Origin of the sequence: Streptococcus oralis (genome assembly GCF_001578935.1) — a bacterium.
GTDB lineage: Bacteria > Bacillota > Bacilli > Lactobacillales > Streptococcaceae > Streptococcus > Streptococcus oralis_R.
The window spans coordinates 381,676-405,207 of sequence record NZ_KQ969522.1; the positions used below are offsets into that span (position 1 = coordinate 381,676).

16 protein-coding genes and 1 pseudogene are annotated in these 23,532 nt (G+C 43.7%); 1 reads left to right on the top strand and 16 read right to left on the bottom strand.

The window, feature by feature from the left end:
- Positions 1–137 precede the first annotated feature (137 nt).
- The 5 genes and pseudogenes from SORDD15_RS08255 to SORDD15_RS08280 form a co-directional block, all read right to left on the bottom strand.
- A pseudogene (locus SORDD15_RS08255) lies at positions 138–2,017 on the bottom strand (beta-N-acetylhexosaminidase).
- Positions 2,011–2,880 carry an ROK family protein gene (locus tag SORDD15_RS08260; protein ID WP_061416256.1) on the bottom strand — a complete coding sequence of 290 codons (870 nt, stop codon included), beginning with the start codon at positions 2,878–2,880 and terminating at the stop codon, positions 2,011–2,013. Before SORDD15_RS08260 ends, SORDD15_RS08255 begins: the two are co-directional and overlap by 7 nt.
- Before the next feature lie 206 nt (positions 2,881–3,086).
- Positions 3,087–5,732, bottom strand: coding sequence for an alpha-mannosidase (locus tag SORDD15_RS08265; RefSeq protein WP_061416258.1), 2,646 nt, complete (start codon positions 5,730–5,732; stop codon positions 3,087–3,089).
- 241 nt (positions 5,733–5,973) lie between these two features.
- Positions 5,974–7,254, bottom strand: coding sequence for a glycoside hydrolase family 125 protein (locus SORDD15_RS08275; RefSeq protein ID WP_061416260.1), 1,281 nt, complete (start codon positions 7,252–7,254; stop codon positions 5,974–5,976).
- A 135-nt stretch (positions 7,255–7,389) separates the two neighbouring features.
- Positions 7,390–8,763 carry a hypothetical protein gene (locus SORDD15_RS08280; RefSeq protein ID WP_061416262.1) on the bottom strand — a complete coding sequence of 458 codons (1,374 nt, stop codon included), beginning with the start codon at positions 8,761–8,763 and terminating at the stop codon, positions 7,390–7,392.
- 158 nt (positions 8,764–8,921) lie between these two features.
- Between SORDD15_RS08280 and SORDD15_RS08285 the strand changes: the two genes are divergently transcribed.
- Positions 8,922–11,009 (top strand): GH92 family glycosyl hydrolase, encoded by a 2,088-nt coding sequence (locus SORDD15_RS08285; protein ID WP_061416264.1) that lies wholly within the window; start codon positions 8,922–8,924, stop codon positions 11,007–11,009.
- 36 nt (positions 11,010–11,045) lie between these two features.
- On the opposite strand, the gene SORDD15_RS08290 is transcribed toward SORDD15_RS08285, so the two are convergent.
- From SORDD15_RS08290 to SORDD15_RS08340, 11 genes are all read right to left on the bottom strand, one after another.
- Complete coding sequence (locus SORDD15_RS08290) at positions 11,046–12,725, bottom strand: alpha-L-fucosidase (protein WP_061416439.1); 1,680 nt, start codon at positions 12,723–12,725, stop codon at positions 11,046–11,048.
- Positions 12,726–13,268: 543 nt separating this feature from the next.
- Positions 13,269–14,774, bottom strand: a complete 1,506-nt coding sequence (gene adcA, locus SORDD15_RS08295; RefSeq protein ID WP_061416266.1) for a zinc ABC transporter substrate-binding lipoprotein AdcA — start codon at positions 14,772–14,774, stop codon at positions 13,269–13,271.
- 9 nt (positions 14,775–14,783) lie between these two features.
- Positions 14,784–15,590 carry a metal ABC transporter permease gene (locus tag SORDD15_RS08300; RefSeq protein WP_061416269.1) on the bottom strand — a complete coding sequence of 269 codons (807 nt, stop codon included), beginning with the start codon at positions 15,588–15,590 and terminating at the stop codon, positions 14,784–14,786.
- Positions 15,583–16,287 (bottom strand): metal ABC transporter ATP-binding protein, encoded by a 705-nt coding sequence (locus tag SORDD15_RS08305; RefSeq protein ID WP_001269483.1) that lies wholly within the window; start codon positions 16,285–16,287, stop codon positions 15,583–15,585. Before SORDD15_RS08305 ends, SORDD15_RS08300 begins: the two co-directional genes overlap by 8 nt.
- Positions 16,287–16,727 carry a zinc-dependent transcriptional regulator AdcR gene (adcR, locus tag SORDD15_RS08310; protein ID WP_001249328.1) on the bottom strand — a complete coding sequence of 147 codons (441 nt, stop codon included), beginning with the start codon at positions 16,725–16,727 and terminating at the stop codon, positions 16,287–16,289. Before adcR ends, SORDD15_RS08305 begins: the two co-directional genes overlap by 1 nt.
- A gap of 148 nt (positions 16,728–16,875) precedes the next feature.
- The gene (gene nt5e / locus SORDD15_RS08315) at positions 16,876–18,927 is read right to left on the bottom strand and encodes a cell surface ecto-5'-nucleotidase Nt5e (protein WP_061416271.1); all 2,052 of its coding nucleotides are present in this window, start codon (positions 18,925–18,927) and stop codon (positions 16,876–16,878) included.
- A gap of 142 nt (positions 18,928–19,069) precedes the next feature.
- A complete protein-coding gene (dltD, locus tag SORDD15_RS08320; RefSeq protein WP_061416273.1) occupies positions 19,070–20,338 on the bottom strand; it encodes a D-alanyl-lipoteichoic acid biosynthesis protein DltD in 1,269 nt (422 codons plus the stop codon).
- Positions 20,331–20,570 carry a D-alanine--poly(phosphoribitol) ligase subunit DltC gene (gene dltC, locus SORDD15_RS08325; RefSeq protein WP_061416275.1) on the bottom strand — a complete coding sequence of 80 codons (240 nt, stop codon included), beginning with the start codon at positions 20,568–20,570 and terminating at the stop codon, positions 20,331–20,333. Before dltC ends, dltD begins: the two co-directional genes overlap by 8 nt.
- Positions 20,571–20,582: 12 nt before the next feature.
- Positions 20,583–21,827, bottom strand: coding sequence for a D-alanyl-lipoteichoic acid biosynthesis protein DltB (dltB, locus tag SORDD15_RS08330; protein WP_061416277.1), 1,245 nt, complete (start codon positions 21,825–21,827; stop codon positions 20,583–20,585).
- Entirely contained in the window at positions 21,824–23,350 is a 1,527-nt protein-coding gene (gene dltA, locus SORDD15_RS08335; RefSeq protein WP_061416442.1) for a D-alanine--poly(phosphoribitol) ligase subunit DltA, read from the bottom strand. Before dltA ends, dltB begins: the two co-directional genes overlap by 4 nt.
- 44 nt (positions 23,351–23,394) lie before the next feature.
- Positions 23,395–23,526 carry a teichoic acid D-Ala incorporation-associated protein DltX gene (locus tag SORDD15_RS08340; protein ID WP_061416279.1) on the bottom strand — a complete coding sequence of 44 codons (132 nt, stop codon included), beginning with the start codon at positions 23,524–23,526 and terminating at the stop codon, positions 23,395–23,397.
- Between the last annotated feature and the right edge of the window lie 6 nt (positions 23,527–23,532).

A 23,532-nucleotide genomic window follows, 5' to 3' on the forward strand; every position in this document is an offset into this window, starting at 1 on the left:
AATCAAAGAACAAACTAGGAAACTAGCCGCAAGCTGCTCAAAGCACTGCTTTGAGGTTGCAGATAAAACTGACGAAGTCAGTAACATCTATACGGCAAGGCGAAGCTGACGTGGTTTGAAGAGATTTTCGAAGAGTATTAAGTCGTATAAATCGTCGATGCTGTCGCAATGGTATGCCACTGATTAGCTGTAGTTGCTGCGAAGTCTTTGTCTGCATAGAAGTCAGTAAATGGTAGGATTTCAACTTCTAGCTCGTCGATGCGGTCAATCTGACCAGACAGATAATCCTCTATGCGACTCTCTGCGCGTTTGATGCGTTGTAAGAGTCCGCCCATACGGATATCGACTGTATCCAAGCCAAAGACCTTATTTTCTTTTAGCCATTGGTGGCTAAAGGTTTGGTGGAAATCTTCGATCTCGCTTCTGAGTTTTGGTAATTCTTGTCTGACGATTTGCTGTAAGCTGACTTTGTCACCGGCTTTATAAGCTTCACGGATGCGTCGTCCCACATCCACTTTGCTACTTAAAATCTGGTTCAACTGGGCCTGAGTTTCAAAGAGGTAGGCATAGTCCCCAGCTTTTTCTTTGATTTCAGCAAGGATCACAGCAGCCTGAGCGAAGTGCGGTTTGTCCTGTTCAGGTGTCATGTGTCTATCAAGAATCGGGCAGAGAACATCCTGATAAAAAACATAGCGGTTGGGATTAATACCACTGAGATTGTCCGGCAAGTCTGGCAAGAGGTTGGCTAGGTCAATCTGCATGAAATCCTCAATTGATAGACCTGTATGGGTCTTGAAGTGAGCAGACAGACGGTCGAGGTCATTGCGGTAGCTGAGTTCTGCCCAGATTTGCAAGCTTGGTAGGATAGAGAACTGGGCTGTTTCACCACCATTGTCCCCCAACCCGTTACAATGACTTCTTTGATGTCATTGGCACGACAGGCTTTGTTGGCCTCGATAGCGATGAGACGGCTGAAATGGTTGTTGGGTGTGAAACCGATCCACTTCCAAGCACCACCTGCAAAGGCAATATCTTGGCTAATCTTGTGGTGATTGCGGAAATTGCGGTTGTATTTTTCCTCGCTATCCTGATAATAATCCCAGTAAACCAAGGTTACACGGTCTTTGAGACGGTCTAGGTAGACACGCGTTTCTTCCGGAATTTCCACATCACGGTCGTACTGGCCATCTGCTGACATGAGTTTAAAGAACATATCGCTCCACATCTGGCAATGGAAACCATACTTGTCTGCAATATCCAGCACGCGCTCCAAGTGTTGACACATGAGAAGACTACGGTCCACAACGCCATTCAAGATAAGGTAGCGTCCCAAGCCAACCAAGTGGGCTTCATCCATCCCGATATTGACCTTGCGAGTCTGAAGTTTAGACAGAGTGGCAAACATCCCGTCAATCAAATCATAAACTTTTTCTTCACCGATAAGGAGAATGTCCTCTACATCACGGAGTTCCTGCACTTCCTTGATACCCCATTTGACAAAGGCCGACAAGTGGGCCAAGGTCTGGATACAGGGCACAAAGGTCATATCAAACTGCTGGGCGTAGGTTTCGATTTCCTGTAATTCCTCAGCCGAGTAAGCTCCACGGAAGTAACCAAAGTATGGTTGCCCTTCAATCTGGTAGGTGTCTTCCATATAGAGCTCGAAGGTTGAGTAGCCCATGAGAGCCAAGACCTCAATCATCTGCTTGGCAGAAGCGACATTCAAAACTGCATTGCGGGAACAGTCTGCCATGTAAGCCAAATCTTCATAAGCCGCCTGCTCCTCAATCGCTACTTTATCACCTTCTACTAGAGCTGTTGCTAATAAAGACAAGGCGCGGTAAAGTTGGTGAGGTTTGCGATAGGTTAGTTGATAGTGTCCACCTTCACCCTTGATAGAGATAGAGGCTTGGTCAGACTGAGCGACTGCCACTTCCACATCTGGTAAAGAGATATGTTTTGTCAGCAAGTCGATTGCCTGAGTTTGTTTGGGACTAAGTCCTGTAAAAATTACCATTCTTTTTCCTCCTGTAACCAATTGACTAAAGCACCGTAAAGATTGGCATCTGCATGATAAGTACAGGCCCGAATAAGGGGTGCAACAGTATATTCTTCATAGTCTTCTACAAGTTTGTCAACAGCTTTTTTGACACCTGCGATAAAATCAGAATTTTGACTGATAGAGCCACCCAAACTAATCACATCAGGATCGATAAGATATTGGATATTAAGCAGTCCTTGAGCCAAATTGCGATTCATGCGGCCAATAGCTTCTTGACAAAGGGCATTGCCTGCCGCCGCCTCTTGGTAAATCTTGCGTCCGTCCCAATCGGTTCGACCAGATTTTTCAATCACATGCCGAACAAGGCTACCTGTTGAGGCTAATTGCGACCAGTTATTGAGATTTTCAGCAGGTGCAAGAGTAGTCATATAGCCAAATTCTCCTCCCAAGCCGTGGCGACCTCGATGCAGCTTACCATTGATAATCATAGCACCACCAATCCCTGTCCCGACGACAACACAAGCTGCATTTCCAATCTCTGGGTGAGCTAGTAATTCACTGAGTCCGACACAGTTGGCATCGTTTTCCAGATGAACAGGAATCTGGTAGCGCCTGAGTGTTTCATACCAAGAAAATCCGTGTATATAAGGAACAGCACTAAATCCGTCAATCACACCTGTCTCTTGATTTACCGCTCCTGGGACACTCATGGCAATCCCACGGTAAGTTTGCGCTGATAAGTATTGGTCTAACCAAGTAAGTAAATCCTCCAAACTTTCTGGTGTTGGGGTACTTGCCTTATCCAGTATTTTTCCATCAGGAGTTAGACTGGCAAACTTAATGCCAGTTCCTCCAATATCAATCGTTGCGATAGTCATTATTTTTACCACAATAAGGAGCGAAAAACATTCATTTTTGTGTTTCCGCTCCCCTTTCTATGTCATAGTGTCTATTCTATATTTTCATCCAGCTTGTCTTTGTAGTTCACATATCAGAAAATCTATGCTTGCATGCTACAACAAAAACTGTTTGCCTACAAGATTAGTAAACAACTACTGCGATGGCTGGAATTCTTTAGAAAAGTTTAGATTTCTTCTTTTTTGATCAATTCTGTGCGAATCTCTTGTGGTGCTAAGAGTCCTGAATGAACTGGATATGGTCGCTCAAGCAAGTCAAGGATTGTTTGTTGTTTTTCTGAAACACGCACATTCTCTTGACTCATATTGTAGTAACGAAGTACATATCCTTCTTCGTTTTCAGCTACCTTAAAGGCTGTCGGGCAGACTTGTGGCAAGCTGAGAGCCGCATGATTCAATAGACTACCTATCGTAGCAACACTGCCTTCTTGTTTGGCAACTTGAAGGCTAGTAAATGGCGTTTGGAAAGCCTTAGCACGACGGAAAGCTGAGAAGCGTTCTCCTGCTTGGTGGCATTCAACTGCAAATTCTACTTCAAACTCACGCAAGCACTGAGCCTCTGGTGTTGGGAAATAACCCCAGTCACCTAACTCACCTGAGGCACGAAGAATGGTCACCGCCATGGTATCGTCTCCAAGGATTTCGTATTCGTGCAATCCTTTATTAGCCACTGTCACCCCTTTTTCATCATCATACAGACTGACAAAGGCTTGTTGGTGTTGAGGATTTTCAGGATTTTCCCATACAGGAGCTGGTTGGTTAGGGCGGGTCACGACTTCATAGATACTTTCAGAATCATTGGTCTTGCTTTGGTTATGGGTGTTAACCAAGAGACGGATTCGGTGGTCTTTAGCAGTATTGGTAAAGCGAGTCTTGAAGCGAATCTGTGGATTATCAACAAAAATAGTCATTTCAGTCTCAAGAGGAATGCTTGTCAACTCCTCTGAACGTCCAGCTTCACGCGTCATAAACTCGATGATGCCTCTTTGTTCCGCATCTAGTTTTTCATCTGCACTGACTGGAATTGTCAATTCATGCTTGAGCAAAATTTTAGCAAAACGAGCTGTATTTTCCAAGACCTCATAACCTTCCAGCACGGCGTAGATAGGTTCTGTTCCTTTTGGTTGGAAATAGATATACTCATTCCCGATGTCCCCGCGGTCTTCAAAGCGGATAAAGTCTTCATAGGCTTCGTGAGTTGTTTTGTCATAAACTGTGATGTTGTCATCCACACTTACCGTTACAAATGGCGTATCAATCACTCCATTTTGGTAAATACCGTCACGGTGTTCTTGTTCTCCTTCAAGCAATTGGAAGGTTGTCCACGAAAGTGGAGCTAAGTGAACAGGGACTGTCACGCGCACTTGACGAGCGATACGAGCTTGGCGGAACTTGTCTTTTGGCAAATCATACTCAAAATTAGCTCCTAAATCTTCAATTTTCGCTTCTACAGCATGCCCCTCCAAATCTTCAACACGGTAGCTTGGCAAGGTAAGAGCGGCCATCTTCTTGTAACCTTCTGTCGGGTGCAATTCTTTGAAGTCACAAGTCGCAACATCAATCACTGTGCTGACCGTATCAACCTTATCATGCAAACCTGTGTTAATGACAGTAAAGAGATGGTCGCTTTGGGCTTCGTGGGTTGCGATTTTACCCTTCCATTCGTTGAGAAGGTTGGTCTTAACAAAGTTTCCAACTTGGTTGACCTTGGCAAAACGTGTTTCCATCTCACGGTGAACCTCGTCCACGCTACAGCCACAGATACTGTCATGTGGCGCATTTTGTAGAAGAACTTTCCAAGCATAGGTCAACTGGTCTTTGTGATTGTGTCCCCCAGTAATAACGGTCAAGGGTTCCACTACCTGCTCCAGCAAGTTACTGTTTTCTTGGAAGGCTTGCTTGAGGTAAATGCGTGATGAAGAAGTGTTGGCAAGTGTGTACCAACCATCTGTTTCTTGACTGGTCAACTCACCTGTAACCGTTGATAACTGCTCTGGTAGAGCACTTTCTACTGCATGGACATAGTCATCAAAGGAACTATGCACAAAGGTCACATCTGGGAAGAGTTCATTTGCCACACGAATGGCTTCACTCAGATTTCGCTGTACAGGCTGGTGGTCACAGCCGTTCATCATCAACCATTGGTTGGTTGAAGCGTAGTCCCGCACGTCTGACAATTTTTGTTTCCAAAAGGCCAAGGCTTCGTCCTTATCAACTGGGATTTCATTTCCGTTACTATACCAGTTGGCAAAGAGAATGCCTAGCACGCGACTACCGTCTGCACCCTGCCAGTACATTTCTGAAAATTGTGAAGTAAATTGCTCATCTTCGAGAACTTGGTTGTCAAATCCAATCGGCTTGACACCACGTCCAAAGGCTGCCACGTGAATGCCTGACTTTTGTAGGATTTGCGGAGCTTGGCCCATATTGCCAAAGGTATCTGGGAAGTAGCCAATCTGGGTAGATTTGCCCCACTTGGCTGTTTCTTGCTGCCCGATTAATGTATTGCGGACATTTGCTTCACTTGAAATCAGGTAGTCATCCTGCAAGATGTAAAAAGGCCCAATTTTAAGCTTGCCCTCATCAATGTAGCGCTGTACCTTGTCACGGTTTTCAGGGCGAATTTCCAAATAATCATCTAAAACAATAGTTTGTCCATCTAGGTGAAAACTCTTGAACTCTGGGTCATTTTCAAAGAGATCAAAGAGATTGTCAAAAAGCTCTACCAACTGCATGCGGTGGCTTTCAAAGGGTAGGTACCACTCACGGTCCCAGTGACTGTGTGAGATAATATGTACAACAACATTTTCCATGAAGTAAAACCTCATTCTAACTTAAATTTTAACGTTTTAAATGTAAAGGTGTGATTCTGACACGAATCGATTGAGCGAAAGTGTGCTCCTTATACTAAATGAAAATCAAAGAACAAACTAGGAAGCTAGCCGCAGTCTGCTCAAAGCACTGCTTTGAGGTTGTGGATAGAACTGATGAAGTCAGTAACCATACCTACGGCAAGGCGAAGCTGACGTGGTTTGAGGAGATTTTCGAAGAGTATTAGCGAATATCCAGGTAATCCAAGACTAATTCACAGAACATCATGTTGGCCCAAGAGAACCATTCACGAGAGTAGAGCGTTGGGTCATCAACGTGGAAGCTTTCGTGCAAAACACCTGTGCCTCCATCGCAGGCAACCAGCTGATCCAGCAAGAATTTCTTCTCTGCCTTATCTCTTGTTGTCAAACCTTGGATAGAAAGGGCAATGGGCCAAATATAGCGATAGAAGGTATGGGAACTTCCGAGGCCGCTAGCATATTTACCTTGGTAAAAATATGGATTTTCAGGGCTCAGAATGGTACGACGTGTGGCTTGATACACTTCGTCTTCAATGTCGCAATAGCCCAGATAAGGCGCCGCCAGCAGACTTGGTACATTTGGGTCATCCATGATGCTAGCATTCCCTAAACCATCCACTTCAAAGGCGTAAATCTTTTCACCCTTGCTATTAGTTGTGTAGGCGTAATTTTCGATGCCTTCTTGGATTTCAGCCTGGAGACGCTTAGCGTCAGCAATAATACTCTCGCCATCATCTAGTTCCAATGTAGCAAAGATTTCTTGGACATAACCCAAGACGACTACGGCAAACATATTGGACGGAATCAAATAGCTATATTGACAGCAGTCATCACTCGGACGGAAGGCTGACCAAGTCATACCTGTCACTGCAAAGTCAGGTCCAAAGCCATCATTTACCAAAGTGTCTTCCTTGCGGTCCGTATCACGAACAAAACGATAAGGAGAGTTCTTGTGGTCTTGTTCCACTGTCCAGAGATGAAGAATTTCCTTGGTAGCTGCGACAAAAGTTTCATCAAACTGACTGGTTTCCCCTGTTTCTTTCCAAAGGAGATAAGCCAGCTGCAAAGGATAGCAAAGGGAGTCCACCTCATACTTGCGCTCCCAGATCCAGCCGTTAAGATCTGTGTGGTCGGTCTCATGGTGACCCTTCCAGTTCTCCTCAATGTTAAAGGAGTTGGCATAGGGATCCTTGAGGATCAAGGTCATCTGGCGCTTGACCAAACCTGCAATGGTCTGACGCAAGAGAGAATCTCTCTTAGCCACATGAAGGTAGGGTCTGAGTTGGGCTGTCGAATCCCGAAGCCACATGGCAGGAATATCCCCAGTCAAGACAAAAGTTGAGCCATCTTCTAGAATCTCGACCGTATTGTCCAAGGTATCGGTGTAGCAGCGTTCAAAAACTACCACCCACTCTGGATGCTCCTTGGCCTTTTCTGCCACTTGATCCAGCCATTCTCTGACAATTTCTTTTGTATAAACCATAGCCAACAAACTCTCTTTCAAACAAACATTTTTTCATTTTCAGTATAAAAAAAATCACCCCTAAAAGATATACACAAACTAAAGTCGTTTTGAAACAAACTTATGAAAAAAAGTTGGGGCTCTCCCCCAACTTTTCTATTCACTTTTCTTTTCGTCTTTTTTAACCTCTATCAAATGATACTCTTTTCTTTGGAGTTCTTCTTTTAACACTTCAAAATCTTCTAGCCCTCCACCATAGATTGGCCTTATACCCTCCTTAGCGACTAAATTGTCATCTTTCAATTCGTAACCATTGAAACCATAGTACTTGTAACTAACATTTGTAAATAAACTACCTTTACGCGTTACTTTATACACTGTAATTATATCAATGTCAGCACTTGACGTATTTCCTATTCCTGTAGTGATACCAATATAACTACCCTGAGGTTCTAAAGTATAGGTTTCGTTAGTACTATTCCTATTTAGCTCCTTGCTGTATGCATCGTTTTTCTTCAATACATCAATTAAATTCTTCACATCTTTCGCATCTTTTAGACCTTCAACTGTTACTTCTACAGTTTTAGAGTCTACCACTCTTCCTTCTGCTTTCAAAGAATCGATACTTACGTCTTTCACTTTCAAAGTGACTTTGTCGCCATTTTTCAAGTTTCTTGGACGTCTACCATTTTCAAAATCAAAGTAGGCTTCATCCTTAGAATTTTTAGTGATTGTAATAGTGCCAGAACCGTTAAGTCCAGTGAATGTTACAGGTGTTTCTGTCAACAAGTCAGAAGCTGAAACCTTTTCATATTCTTTAAGATTTTCAACTTTGAAAGTTTTCTTTTCAGCTTTAAATGGTGAGTTTTTTGAGCTTGTTGTTACAGTGAACGTAACTTCGTCCCCATTTTTGAGACCATTTGTTTTGTCAAATTCATAATGGACACTACTAATCATCGCTTCTGCTTGTATCAATTTAGACGCCAATTTGCCATCTCTTGACACTTCTGCGTAAATAATAGGATCTTTTTTAGCCAAACCAGCTGCCTGGTCTTTATTAAAGCCTACTTTTTGGTATGCTATTTCTGCTACTTTCTCAGCAATATCTTGACTATTATAAGTTACCATTCCAGATTCTTCATAACCTGAGAACTCAACTTTAACGTCGCCAATCAAGCTTTTTGGTTGTGACTGGATAACATTGTATCCCACAAATGCCACAATAATAACAGCTACTGCCACAAGAGCTGCAATGATTTCTTTGCGTTTCGTTGCAAACAGTCCTTTGGTTTTTTCAACTACTTGTTGAGCTGAAGCCGCAGCTGAAGCTTTTGCATCTTCTTTCTGTTCTGATTTAGAATCTTTCTCTTCCACCACTTCTTCAGATTGGTCATCTTTTACTTGCTCAGAAGCAGTTTCTTCCACAGTTTCTAGTTCTTGAGTAGCAACTGACTCCACATCCTCTACAGGCGTGTTTTCAACCTTCTCTACAGATTCTTCGTTATTCACATTATTTACCGAATCACTCATAAAAAAATCCCCTTTTCTTTTTTATTGTCTCCATTCTAACAAAAGAATGAATATTTGTAAATTATTAACCGAAATTTATAGGGGCATTCACTTTTTAAAATTCGGTTATTGGCAATTTCATGTTATACTAAACAAAAACTCCAACAGAAAGCTTTTTTATGAAAACACTACTTGAAACCATCGATACCCGCTTTGGCACAGCCAGTAAACATGCTTTTTCCAGAGGCAACACCCTGCCCTATACAGGCGTTCCTTTTGGGATGAATTATTTTGTGCCTCAGACCAGTGACCAGGAGGGAGCTTGGTTTTTCGATCCACATCTACCCATCTTTCAGGGGATTCGATTAACCCATCAGCCCAGTCCTTGGATTGGCGACTACTCTTGGCTCCTTCTGACGCCTGTCACAGGTCAGCTGGGGGGAGACAGTCTCTTCCATCGCCAGTCTTCCTATGATATAGATAAGGCCTCTTTCCAACCTCATTATCTGAAGATTTTTTCCCTGCGCTATCAGATTGAAAGTCAACTGACACCGACTTGCTACGGCGCTTCTATTCGTTTGGATCAAAAGCAAGGCAAAGCCCTCTCCCTCTATCTTCACGCAGCAGATGACTTGACAGTCAAGCAAGTAGATAAGCGAACTCTTGCCCTGCGTCAAGAGGGCAAAACTGAGACCAATAAAAATCCTCTGTTACTGTTTACTGCTCTACAAATGGATACGGATATTCTTGCTGTCAAACCAGAAGGTGGTGACTGGCGAATTGACTTAGCAAGCAGTCATGCTGAAATCCAGCTAGCAACTTCTTTCATATCGCCTTCTCAAGCTCTGCTTAATCTACCTCAAAAGGACTTTGACAGCTGTAAAGCAAGTGCGAAAGCGGACTGGGAAAATCTCCTCCATCGTTTTGATATTATGGATACAGGAGAGGCTGACCGAACCTTCTTTGACCACTGCCTCTACAGACTCTTCCTATTTCCTCAAACTTTTTATGAGGTTGATGAATCAGGGCAAGCCATCCACATGGATCTGGCTACTGGTATTGTCAAACCCGGCGTCCTCTTTAGCAACAATGGTTTCTGGGATACCTTCCGGACTACATTTCCCCTCTTTGCCCTTATCATACCGGAGCACTATCACCACTTTTTAGAAGGTTTCCTCAATAGCTACCGCGATACTGGATTCCTTCCAAAATGGCTGGCCCCAGACGAGCGTGGTATGATGCCTGGTACCCTTTTAGACGGCATTATCGCAGATAGCGCCTGCAAGGACATGGCCCCCGACCTAGAAAAAGAACTCCTTCAGGCCATGCTTGAAACAGCCACTAAGTCCGACCCTCTCGGCATCAATGGCCGCCACGGACTAGCCCAATACCAAGAACTGGGCTACCTCTCTACCGACCACCACGAAAGCGTCAGCCATACCCTAGACTACGCCTATAGTGACTTTTGTATCGCCAGCTGTGCCGAAAAGCTTGGTCAGAATGACATCGCGGAAACTTATAGAACTTCGTCACAAAATTACCGCCATCTATTTGACGCTGAGACAGGTTACATGCGAGCGCGAGACAGTCAAGGAAACTTCCGCCCCGACTTCTCCCCTTATAGTTGGGGACGCGACTACGCCGAATGCTCTGCCATTCAAGCGACTTTAGGCGTCCTCCACGACATCCCAGGCTTAATCCGACTTATGGGTGGAAAAGAAGCATTTAGCCACTATCTTTTAAAAGCCTGTCAGGATACTCCTCTCTTTGAAACGACAGGCTATGGTTACGAGATTCATGAAATGAGCGAGATGGCTACCGCTCCTTTTGGGCAATTCGCCATTTCCAACCAGCCTAGCTTCCACATTCCTTATCTCTTCCGCTATAGTGACTACCCTGACTATACATCTCTTCTCATCAAGACGCTACGCCAGAAAGCCTTTCACCCAAGTTGGGAAGCCTATCCTGGCGATGAGGACAACGGTAGTCTCTCGGCCTGGTACATCTGGTCGATCCTTGGATTCTATCCAACCTGTCCAGGCAAAGCAAGCTATGATCTCGGAATTCCCCTCTTTGACCATCTCCGTATCTACCTCGCTAAAGAGAATAAATGGCTGGACATTATTGCTGAGCAAAACTACAGCCATTTCAACTTTGTCAAAGACTGCCGATTGGACAAGACCCCAGTATCTAGCATTCAACACCAAGACCTCTTGAAAGCTGAGCAACTGACCTTCACCCTCGGCTGGTTGCCAAGTCACTCATAACCAAAAGAACCTTTGCATCGCGCAAAGGTTCTTCTTTTATGAAACTTGAACTTGAAGCTGAGCAACAAGCTGACCCTCTACCGTCAGATTCAGATAAAAGTCCAAGGTTTTATCTCCTGCAAAATACAAGGTTGGTAGCATTAGCTTTTTTTCAGTCTCGCCAACTTGAAACACAAGGACTTGAATCTCGTCCCGATAAGCGACACCATGCACACCCGTCCCTGGTTGAATCGAAATCTTAGCTTCCAAAGGACTATTAGATTCTCTGCGCTTCACTGTAAAGTGGACATTTTCTCCCTTGGTCACAGCTAGACTTTTTTCTGAAAACTCTAGCTGCTGAACAGCTTCTTTTCTCGACAAGGTAGGTGTTTTATAGAGTGAAATTTTGGTCAACAAAGGCAAAGCCTGGGCCTCTGTAATGGTCACACGAATTTTCTGCGCCTCAACGATTGGCCCTCGCAAGAGACGTTTGTAGCCAACAGTATAACCAGTTCCAAACTCCTGCCAGACGCCATCCAACTCTACCTGAACATGGAAAGCAGCGATGCGTTGCCCTAGCTTCAAATCTTCCCTTAACTCAATTACATCAAAAGTTTTAGGAGCCCCTAAATCGAGCTCTAATTGGATTGGTAACTCTGCATCACTTGCCCATGAACTGGTATCCCGTCCATCTGTCAGATGGTGGCAGGCAAAGTCTGATGATAGAGCAGGACCAGATACCTTGGCTCCCAGAGCCAAATCTTCTTTATAGAGTTCGTCACGGTAGGCAGCAAATTCATAGAGACGCTGGATATCCTTTTCGTCAAAAAGTCCATCTTGGTTTGGTGGGATATTGAGCAAAAGTGGAGTTCCCCGCCCTACCGAGTGAAAGTAGATTTCGACCAACTCCTCGAGAGACTTGGAATCCTGATCCTCATGGTAAAACCAGCCCGGTCGAAGGGAGACATCTGCTTCACCGATTGAAAATAGTGTTCCTTCTGAATCCCCATGTTGCAGATAATCTAGTGCAGCCTCAGTCCCCAACTGGTCTGGCTTGACTTTTTGCCATAGCGGATCCCCTGCATAGCCTCGTTCATTGCCAATCCAGCGAATACTAGTGCCTTCCGTTGAGAAAATCAAGCAATCGCCCTGCAAGTCACGAATGGTTTCAAACCATTTCTCAAATTCATAATTGACCTTTTGAGCGCCCTCTCCTCTGGCACCATCCATCCAAACCTCAGCAAACTTCCCTCCATTACCATAGGCAGGATTCGACAAAATCTCCTTCAACTGGGCTAAATAATAGGCATTGTACTCTGCCTGCCTGTCTACATGGTAGAGAGGGCTGTGGGCATCCCAAGGAGACAAATACACTCCCATATCCATATCAAACTCAGTCACAGCTTGGGATACTTCAAGGAGCAAATCTCCCTTTCCATCCCTCCAAGGACTGGCTTTGACCGAATAATCTGTGTAAGCTGTCGGATAAAGGACAAAGCCGTCGTGGTGCTTGACCACCAAAATCAACTTTTTAAAGCCCGTTTCCTTGAGTACCCGAACCCATTCCCGCGCATCCAACTTGGTCGGGTTAAAACGCTTGGGATCCTCTTGCCCACTTCCCCATTCTTGGTCATAAAAGGTATTGGGGCCAAAGTGGATAAAGGCTGCTAGTTCATCTTCCAGATAAGCTAGCTGAGCCTGGCTTGGTAATGGTCCATGCGGTTTTATTTTCGTCATCATCTCACATCTCTTTCTCTTGTTCACAAAGTTATCCACAACTTGTGGATAAGAAAATATGCCTACAAACTAGTCTTTTCAGACTCCAGCTCTTAGACTTGGAAGCTTTCACCCTAAACAGATCTTTGCCAAATAGCTCTGTACTAAGGTTTCTACTAGCTTCCCAGAAAGTCACTAATATACAGAACTATTATCAGGATACTTCAACGCCCTGAGTTGTATGTCATTTCCCCCTAGACTTATCCACAGGCTGTGAATAAACTATTGTTCTAGACTGCTCTCTTCTTGACTATAACAAAAAGTGATAGCAGCGTCAATATGACTAAGCTCCCTTCCTAAATCCCCTGAAAAGATTCTATAATTTGTACAATAGTAACTTTTGCATTCGCCAGCTAGTGAGAATCAGCCAAAGTCTACTAAGCCGAAAATGACATCTCCATTACACAGTAAATATCAGACCAGAAATACAATACCACCTAACAACCTAACCAGATAATCATTTATAGCAAAAAATCCCGCAGATTTGCGGGATATTCTCTTGCATCAATGTGCCAACATTTCTTGGGCAATTTCTTGACCAGATAGATTATCTGGGTAATAGGTTGGCCAGTTGTCCATTTCTTCAAAGAGGGCTTCTTGGCTTGTACCTCCAAAGAAGATATGGAAATGTTCTGCCTTAACTGGGGCAATATTGTGGTCACTAAACTGAACATACTTGAATTGTCCAGCGTCCGTATCTGTCGCTTCAAAGAGGAAGCGAACACCACGATTGCCTTTCTTGTAAGTCAAGATTTTCTTGCCGACATACTTGTAGGTGAATTTCTTACTTTGTCCACCTTGAACAAATTCCATAGTGTTATCAGTAATGTTAATCTTAGTCACATCTGTCTGATAGCCTTTTCTATAGTAAGCCTTGTACTCAGCCTGGGTCATCTTACCAGTCAACTTGGCCTTGTAGTCAAAGACTTGGTCAAAGGTCCCGTCTTCAAGGAAAGGATAAACTGATTGCCAGTTACCTACATAGTCACTCAAGGTACGATCCTTGACATCTGCATCCTCAAAGTAACCATTGTGAACCGTCTTGGTGTTTTCTTCCTTCTCAGGCTCGATTTCTGGTCCTTCTTGGTCCGTTGTTTGTTTCAAAGCCTTGAGGTTTTTCTCCATCACGGAGATATAGTCCTCACCAGCCTTGGTTGCTTCTTCTGTCAGACTTTCCAGCGGATTGAGCACGTCTAGTTTGACACCTGTTTCTTTTGAAAGTGTATTGGCGAGGGCTTGTGAGGCATTTTCTTCAAAGTAGATATAGGCAATTTTATTTTTCTTGACGTACTCTGTCAATTCTGCCAAACGTGCTGCTGATGGTTCTGCATCTGGTGAGAGACCTGAGATGGATACTTGCTTGAGACCGTAGTCCAAGGCAAGGTAGTTAAAGGCAGCGTGCTGGGTCACAAAGCTCTTTTGTTTAGCTTGAGACAAACCATCTGTGTAGGCCTTATCCAAGGCTTGCAATTTTTCGATATAGGTGGCCGCATTCTTCTCAAAAGTCTCTTTTTTATCAGGATAATCTGCTGACAAGCTGTCACGGATATGCTCTACCAGTTTGATGGCGCGTGCTGGTGAAAGCCAAACATGGGGATCGTAGTCGTGATGGTGACCCTCACCGCCATGATCATGCCCTTCCTCTTCTTCCTCACCACCTGGCAAGAGGAGCATATCACCTGTCGCCTTGATGGTTTTCACCTTTTTCTTATCCAAGGATTCTAACAATTTTGGAACCCAAGTTTCCATGTTTTCATTTTCATAGACAAAGGTATCTGCGTCTTGGATTTTGGCAACTGCCTTGGCAGACGGTTCATACTCATGGGGTTCTGTACCAGCACCGATTAAAAGTTCTACATTAGCAGTATCTCCTGCGACTTGCTTGGTAAATTCGTAGACAGGGTAAAAGGTTGTCACGATATTTAATTTCCCATCTGCCTGTTTTTGATTGGAACAAGCCACTAAAAACAGGGCACATAGACTAGCTAGTAGTAAGCTAATTTTTTTCATTTCATTCTCCTATTTGATAAAACGTTTCAGTAGACTGACTAACAAAAAGACAGCTACAAAGATAATGGTGATACTAGCGCTGGCAGGGGTTTCCGCATAGTAGGAAATATAGAGTCCTGCCACCATTCCCAAAAAGCCAATAGCGCTGGCTAGTAACATAACGGATTTGAAGTTTTTCCCCAGACGAAGGGCAATACTAGCTGGCAAGACCATAATGGTCGATACCAAAAGGGCTCCTGCTGCTGGTATCATAAGGGCAATGGCCACCCCTGTCACCATGTTAAAGAGGATAGACATAGTACGAACTGGAAGTCCATCCACAAAGGCCGTGTCCTCATCAAAAGTCAGGATATACATTGGTCGCAAGAATAAGAAAGTCAAGAGCAAAACGACCGCAGCAATGGCAAAGAGGAATATCACCTGCTCCTGGCTAATGGTCACAATCGAACCAAAGAGATATTGGTCCAAACTCATGGAACTCGAACTTTTACCCTTACTCATCACGATAAGAGACACTGCAAGTCCTGTTGACATGAGGATGGCAGTCCCGATTTCCATAAAGTTCTTATAGACTGTCCGAAGATACTCCAGAAAGACCGCAGCAATCAAGACAATGGCAATAGTGGAAACAGTTGGAGAAATCCCCAAAACCAGACCAAAGGCTACACCTGATAGAGAAACGTGACTGAGGGTATCGCTCATGAGACTCTGACGACGTAAGATAAGGAAAGTCCCAAGAACTGGAGAAAAGAGACTCATGGCAATGACCGCTAAGAAGGCACGCTGCATGAAATCATAAGATAACAAACTAAGCATGTTCCACCTCCTGGTCGCTTTCGTGAACGTTGAAACAACGCCACGGCGAGTCTTGGTTACGAACTAGATGGATATTGCGATCTGCATAGTCCTTGACCTCCTCAGGGTCATGGGTAATCATCAAAACAGCCTTGCCATGATGATGGGCACTATGGTGCATGAGTTCGTAAAATTCATTTTTGCTTCCAGCATCCATCCCTGTTGTCGGCTCATCCAGGACAAAGATATCTGGGTCAGAAGCAAACATTCGGGCAATCACTGCTCGTTGCTTTTGACCTCCCGAAAGAGAACCAATTCGTTTGTCACGATGTTCCCACATACCAACTGAGTCTAGACTGGCCTTGATATGCTCCTCATCATGGGCGTTCAAGCGACGAAACCAACCCTTTCGAGGATAGCGACCCGACTTGACAAATTCATAAACTGTACTTGGAAAACCAGCATTAAAACTGGCTATCTGCTGGGGAAGATAAGCTATCCTAAGCTTTTTCCCATGAGTATTTGTCTTTGAGATGGTTACCTTGCCAAATCTCGGCTGCAAAATACCTAGGCTCGCCTTGATAAGCGTTGTCTTGGCAGCTCCATTTTCACCAGTCAGGGTGACAAACTCCCCACTATCAACACTATAGTTGATATGCTCGAGGACAGGCTCTTTGTCATAATAGAAAGACAAGTCCTCTACTGTAATATACCTCATTATTTGATTTCTCCTACTAAAGCAGTTAAAAACCGCTGGATAACTTCTTGTTCATTTGGAGTAAACTGACTTGCTACTTGTTCATAGGCTAAGAGCGTGTGTTCATGATGATGGTGGTGTTCCTCTGCCACTGGTCGAGCTAGTTCTGTCAGTTGGTAAAAAATCACACGCGCATCTTTTGGATCTCTAGATGTCTCTAACATGCCCTCTTTGACCAAAGACTTGATAGCCTTGGTCACTGCCGCCTGACTGACATTGAGGCGACGGGCCAACTCCGAGTTGGTTAGGGATTCTTCGGACAAGAGCATGAGGATGTGTTCCTGAGTATTGGTCAAGGCTACGTCACTTGTGCAATGCCCGATCAGAATTTCATGCTGGTTCTCAGATCTCAAGATCACCTCGTTTAAAAAGTTATCGATTTCCTGTGCAAGCTGTCTCATGTGTTACTCCTTCCCTAGCTATCTTTTTCGTAAAAAACATAGATAGCCACCGATTCTTTACTGGTTAATTATATCATAAACCAAAAAAGAGTCAAGGGAAAAAGGCGTAAAAACGTTTCCCTCGACTCTTCTAGATGTAAAATTTAACCTATTTTTGCTTTGGTTTTCGACTCGATAAGATACCTGCCAAACCAGCTACCATTCCCATCAAGAGCAAGAAGATGGACTGTTCGCTTCCTGTATTTGGGAGGGCTTTTTCTGAGACAACTGCCTTCTTGCTAAATTGACCTGCCACCTCATAAGTCAATGGCACATTTGTAGTCGCATCATTAGCAGTCGCATTCGTTTGAGGCGTTTCTACTGGTAAACTAAAGTTTTTAGAATCCACAGAAATCGTCCGTGAGTTCGGATTAATCTTTTCATACTGGGTCAAATCAGCGGTTTTCAGATACTCTTCAAAGGCTGCATCCATAGAAGGACCTTCTTCACGCGCGCCACCCAACATAATGTAGCCATCACCACCCGCAGCTAAGAAATCATTGGTTGCAAGATAGTAGGTTTTTGCGAGATCCAGTAGTTCATAACGACCAGTTGCACGGTTTTTAACCTGGATAGCCAAGACACGTTTGCCTGATGGTAGGTTGGTATCATAGTAGACCTTCACACCTGAAACTTGCAAGAAACCACCACTTGGCTCTAACAATGGTTGCCCGTTCTCATCCAAGATCTTCTTGCCATCCTTATCGACCTGCAAGATAGATCCGAGTGACTTTTCAAACATATCCAAGACTTGTTGCCCCGTCACTTGGATTTGTGAGATGGTATTCCCAAATGGAAGAACGGCAATGACATTTCCTTTAGTGATTGGTTTGCCTTTTGCAATGGTTTCACGCAAGCCACCACCATTTGTCACAGCGATGTCAGTCGGATGGCTAAATCCTGTTTGACCATACTGATAGAGGGAGTCTGCTACGACGTTTCCGAGGTTGGTTTCACGGACTCGAACATTTTCACGATCACCGTTGAGTTCTACAGGGCTGTTTGAAACGACTTCAACAGCATTTTCAGCGTCGTATTTTTGTTTAATATCTTTGACTAGTTTTTCAACTTTCGGATTGGCAGCCAGTTTCTTGGCGTCAGCAGCTGCAATCAACGTAGGATTGCCCAAAAGCTGACGGGATTTGTAGATAACCTTCCCAACATTATGAAGGTAACTTCCTGTTTGGTTATAGGTAACATTGTCGCCATAAGTTGTGGAAGCTACTGTATGAGAATGCCCATCAATAACTGTCACACGTTTGCCTTTGAGACGAGGATTTTTAGATAGAGCTTCTGCCAAGGTTGAACCACGCCACTCGACTGGAGTTGTGGAATCTACACCCAAGTGAGCGAGCACAACATAGTGTTTGTAGTCCTTACCTTCTGCACGCGTCTTGGCTTGAACTTCTTCGATGACCTTATTGACTTCAGAGATTGGATCTGTAAAAGTTACCCCTTTAATGTTTTTAGGGTGGGTCTTTGTGGCAGTTTCAGGTGTTGTCACACCGATTACAACAAACTCATCACCTTCTACAGTCTTATCTTTATCAACAATTGTAGACGCTTCAAAAAGACGAGCTCCATTGACATAAGTATTGGAGCTAAGTAATGGGAATTTCAAGATTTCCTTGTATTTTTTAACTTCATCAAGACCAAAGTCAAACTCATGGTTTCCTACTGCCATGGCATCATACTGCATCTGATTGAGAATTTCAGCACGCGCTTCACCCTTCGTAGAGTTGGAAATCGGTAAACCTTGGAAAGCGTCTCCCGCATCAACAACTAGAGTATTTTGATTTGATTTCGCACGTTCCTGCTCAATGACAGTCGCTAACTTGGCATCTCCAATTACTCCCTTTTCCTCTACAATACGACCATGGACATCATTGGTGTGTAAGATAACAGTGTCCTTTTCTTCGCTTTTAGTAGATTCAGCAGGAGCTGTCGAAGCTTCTGCAGGTGCAACCACTTCTGAAGTTGCCGAAGTTTCCGGTACTGCAGGGCTCTCAACAGGAGCTGGAGTCGCCGACGTAGCTGGAGTCGCTACAACAGCTGAACTTTCTGCAGGAGTTGATGCTTCTTCAGCGTATACTTGTCCAGCTAAGAAGGCTGGAGCTAACAGGGCTGTCGATAAGACAGGTAACAAAGAACGTTTGTTCATTTTAAAATCCCTTTCTTTTCTTTTTCTCTTTTATATTATACGCTATTTCTAAAAATTTTGAAACTTTTGACCTATTTGTATCTTAAATATTCGCCATTTAAACAAAAAAGCTTGGGTTTAAATCCCAAACTTTTAGCTCATTTTATTGGAAATCTTTGATGTTCCCATCATAGGTTGCCCAGTCCTTGCTAAAGAAGCGGTCATTCATCTTGTAGTCTGGAGCTGGTTTCGGATCCGTCAAGAAAGGATTGACAACCTTATCAAAAGCCAGCCAACCTAACCATCCTAGATGAATAGTATCCTTAACAAAATAAGGGTCCCCTCCATTTTTTGAAAAATCAGCAATATTGGTAAAACCCTGACTTTCTAATTGGTAACGAATTTTCTCCACTGCATGCTGGTACATCTCTTCGCTGAGTCCTGTGTACTCCATCCACTTCTTGTTAACCGGCTGAATGATAAAGAGCACATTGACATTCGACTTAGCAAATTGATTGAGGACCAGCTGCAAATCATTGTATTCAGAGGACTTGAGGAAGTTGTAATTTTTTTGATATCCTTCCCATTTTTTTAAATCCTTTTGAACCTCTCTCGTATAGAAATGATTTTCCATCCCCATATCGTTATTGGTCGTATTTGCTTCTGCGTCCTTTCGAGCAATTTTTTCTAATTCTTCATAGGAAAACTGATCAGGAAGATCTTTTAAATAATTTTCTACATGCCCTTTGTACTTGAGTTTTCCACGTAGTGAAAATTGACCAAATAGTGCGGCCTGCTTTTCATTGAATCGTGCAAAAAGGTTAGCAATAAGTCGATCAGTAGCTGACAAGCCTTCTCCTTTTGAAATCTTTTGAACAATGCCTTTCAACGCCACATTGGGATTCTGCTTTAACAATCGAATAGCCGCATGCTTTGCTGCGATATCTCCAGATTGATTTTCCAAAAAAGCTGTCAACTGATCACTATTAAAATATTGCTGAAATGCTGCAGGCTCATAGTCTGTCTCTGTAAACCATTGAGGCGAGATAACAAACACCGCCTGCTTGTTCTCTATTTCTGGTAAAATTTGCTGCAAACCGAAATATTGGTTAAGCGAGGCCGCTCCTGCCTGACCCAGAAAGTACGGGCGATAGGGACGATTGTATTTTTCTGCTAAAACAGCTGGATGGACACTGTCAAACCGAATCCATTCACTTGACCCTAGAAAAGGGACAAAACGCATATTTGGATCCGTAAGAGCCCTTACTTTTTGGCTTCTCTCTTTAAAGCTTTCCCTGCTAATAGAAGCCGCAGAATACTTTTCTTCAATCAAATTATGACTTGGATTGTTAGGATAGAAAAAGATTAGTAAGAAGGCAAGGAAACTAGCAAGAAGCAAAGGGCCAAAGATCATCCATAAGCGTTTAAGCATTTTGTAGCTCCACAATACCAGCTATGATTTTAGTAGCTGTATTCCAGTCATCGCGCCCGAACTCCGTCACTGGGACGCGAATGTCAAAACGGTTTTCAATCTCTACAATTAATTCAACCGTTCCCATGCTATCCAGAATACCGGCATCAAAAAGATCTTCATCCATCATGTCAGAAACATCTTCCATAAACAACTCATCAATAATTTCAATAACTTCTGATTTGATATCCATTTTTATATCCTTTTATTTTTTAAACCACAAATCATTCAAAAATCCAGAAAAGATTAAGAATGAGAACATGACGACATGGAAGGTTACAGCCATGCCAAGCAACTGAATCCAGCGATTCTCAGGTAAGGAACCCTTTCCAGCTTTTTTCCGTTCTTTATTGAGCGCTTTTTTCTTGCGAACCCAAGCGTCATTGATGACCAGTCCAAGCCCATGAAAGAGTCCATAGGCGATGTAGTACCAGGTCACACCGTGCCAAAATCCCATAATCAGCATATTGAGAATATAGGCTACACTTGAAGTGACATTGCGATTCTTAAAGACCTTCTTTCTAGTCAACACCATGACCATCCGCATAAAGACAAAGTCACGGAACCAGAAGGACAGACTCATGTGCCAACGATTCCAAAATTCCTTTAAATCCCTTGATAAAAAAGGCTTGTTGAAGTTCATCGGACTATGAATGCCCATCAAGTTTGAAATGGCTAGGGCAAACATAGAGTAGCCCGCAAAGTCAAAGAACAGTTCTAAACCGAAGGTATACATAACTGCAAGAGCATAATGGTTAAAGAAACCACCCGTCTGCAAGGCCAAATTTTGCAGCGGAGGCAGTAATATCTCTCCTAAAACATGGGCCAAGATAAACTTGTAAAGGAAGCCAAGCATGATATACTTGACAGCCTCTTCTAGCATATCCATCAGCTCATCCCGCTCAGGAATGGTCTCGTAATTTTCATTGAAGCGTTTAAAACGATCAATGGGACCACTTGAAAAAGTCGGCATAAAGAGAAGAAAACGCAAGAATTGCCAGATCGTTAAATCCTTGATAACACCATCTCTCAACTCAACGATAACCCCAACTGCACGAAAGGTTAAGTAAGAAATTCCCAAAAATCCAATCAAGGACTGGGTTCCATGAATAGCAGGAGATACTTTCACAAAGACGATAGGCACTAGGGATAAAAAGCTAACCAGGTAAAATATCCATTTACTATCCCGTTGTTTCCTGTACCTTTTGTAGAAAAATACAAGCAGTACTTGCCAGATAACGTAAAGGATAAGAGCGCTTATTTGATCCGTCTTCCCACCTGTCAACATGGCTAGGATAAAGAAGAGACTAACGAGCACCTCGTACAAGGCAAAGCGCTTCTTGAAAAAAAGACCGATAAAAATAGGAAGAACGGCTAGTATCACATAGAGAAAATACTGGGGATTGCCGTAGGGTTCCAAATGAGGAAGCTGTTTGAAAAATTCCATCATCGGATATTTACCTCGTTAATCAAGCCTTTGATGTCAATCTTGCCATTTGGAGTCAAAGGCAGGCTCTCTCGGTAGAGAAACTTAGATGGCATCATATAAGGCATCATGATGTTCTCCAGATTTTTCTTGATGGCCTTGGTAATGTCAATCTCTCGCTCAAATTGCTCACGAATGCCGTCTTTTAAGATGATATAAGCGAGAAGATTTTGCACCTTGTGGTCCTTGTTATAGCGTGGAACGGCAACAGCCGACTCGATGTAGCGGGACTTGTTAAGGTTTTGGGAAACATCCTCTAGCTCGATGCGATAGCCATTAAACTTGATTTGGAAGTCCATCCGTCCTCCGTAGAGTAGCAAGCCTTCATCTGTCATGCTTCCTACATCGCCAGTGTGATAGGCTGGCAGACCTTCAAACTCAAAGAAGGCTTCGGCAGTTTTTTCAGGGTTATGGAGATAGCCTTTGGAAACTGCTGGACCAGTCACGATGATTTCTCCCTGTTCACCATTTGGAACTTTCTGACCTTCCTCATCAATGATAAAAGTCGGAGAATCCGCCTTGGTATAGCCGATTGGAAGGCGTTTAAGAGTCGTCAACATCTCGTCTGTCACGGCAACAGCTGAGAGGGCTACTGTCGCTTCTGTTGGTCCGTAGGCATTGATAATACGGGCTTTTGGAAAACGATCCCGAAGTTTTTGTGCGGTTTTAACCGTCAATTCCTCCCCGTCAAAGTAAAAATGGGTAATCCCTGGGAGTTGCTGGCTGTTAAAGTCTTCTGACAAAAGTGCCAGATCGACAAAGGACGGAGTTGAAGTCCAGATCGCGATTGGAAGAGAAAAGATAGTCGCAAAGAGCTGCTTAAAGTCTTGCGTGATGGCTGAAGGAAGAGCAAAAAGTGTTCCTCCCAGCGCCAAGGTTGGCGCCCAGTACATGACAGACAGGTCAAAAGAATAAGGCGGTTGCGCCAACATTTGCGGACGACTAGGGGTCGCAAATTCCTTGTCTCTAATCATCCAGTTGGTGAAACTCAGAAGATTGTCATGGGAAATCTGCACGCCCTTGGGCTTGCCCGTCGTCCCTGAGGTAAAGATGATGTAGTAATTATCATCTCCCTTGACAGAATGCGTCAACTGATACTGGTTCTTCTGGGCAAAGGCATCCTGAATCTGCTCCAACCTCAAAATGGGTAGGCTCACCTGCTCCAAAGGGAAATCAGAGATCGCAATCACCAAGCTTGGTTCTGCCACTTCTAAAATAGCTGTCACGCGCTCCAAGCTCGAATGGCGATCCACAGGAATATAGGCATGTCCCAACTTGGTCAGGGCCACAAAGGTCGCCAACATTTCGTATTCCTGTCCACCAAAGACTAGGACTGGTGATTTTTCTGGCAAATCTAGAGTATCCAGCACCGCAGCTAGACTGTCCGAATCCGCCTTTAAATCACCATAGGTATGCTCCTGTCCAAGGACATGGTAAACTGGAAAATCTGGCTCTATACTGGCCCAATGCTCTATCCTTTCTATCATGTCCTTGACAATCTCGTTTTTGGTCACCATCCACCGTCTCCTCTCTAAAACTCGTTATAAATAAAGCTTCCCTGTCCTTGACCCAGGTAACTAAAGAAGTAAAGCAAGCCCATGATGATCACGAAATACAGGGCTGTGCGACCTAAAAATAGGAGCCAATCGTTAGAAATTTTCATTGATTC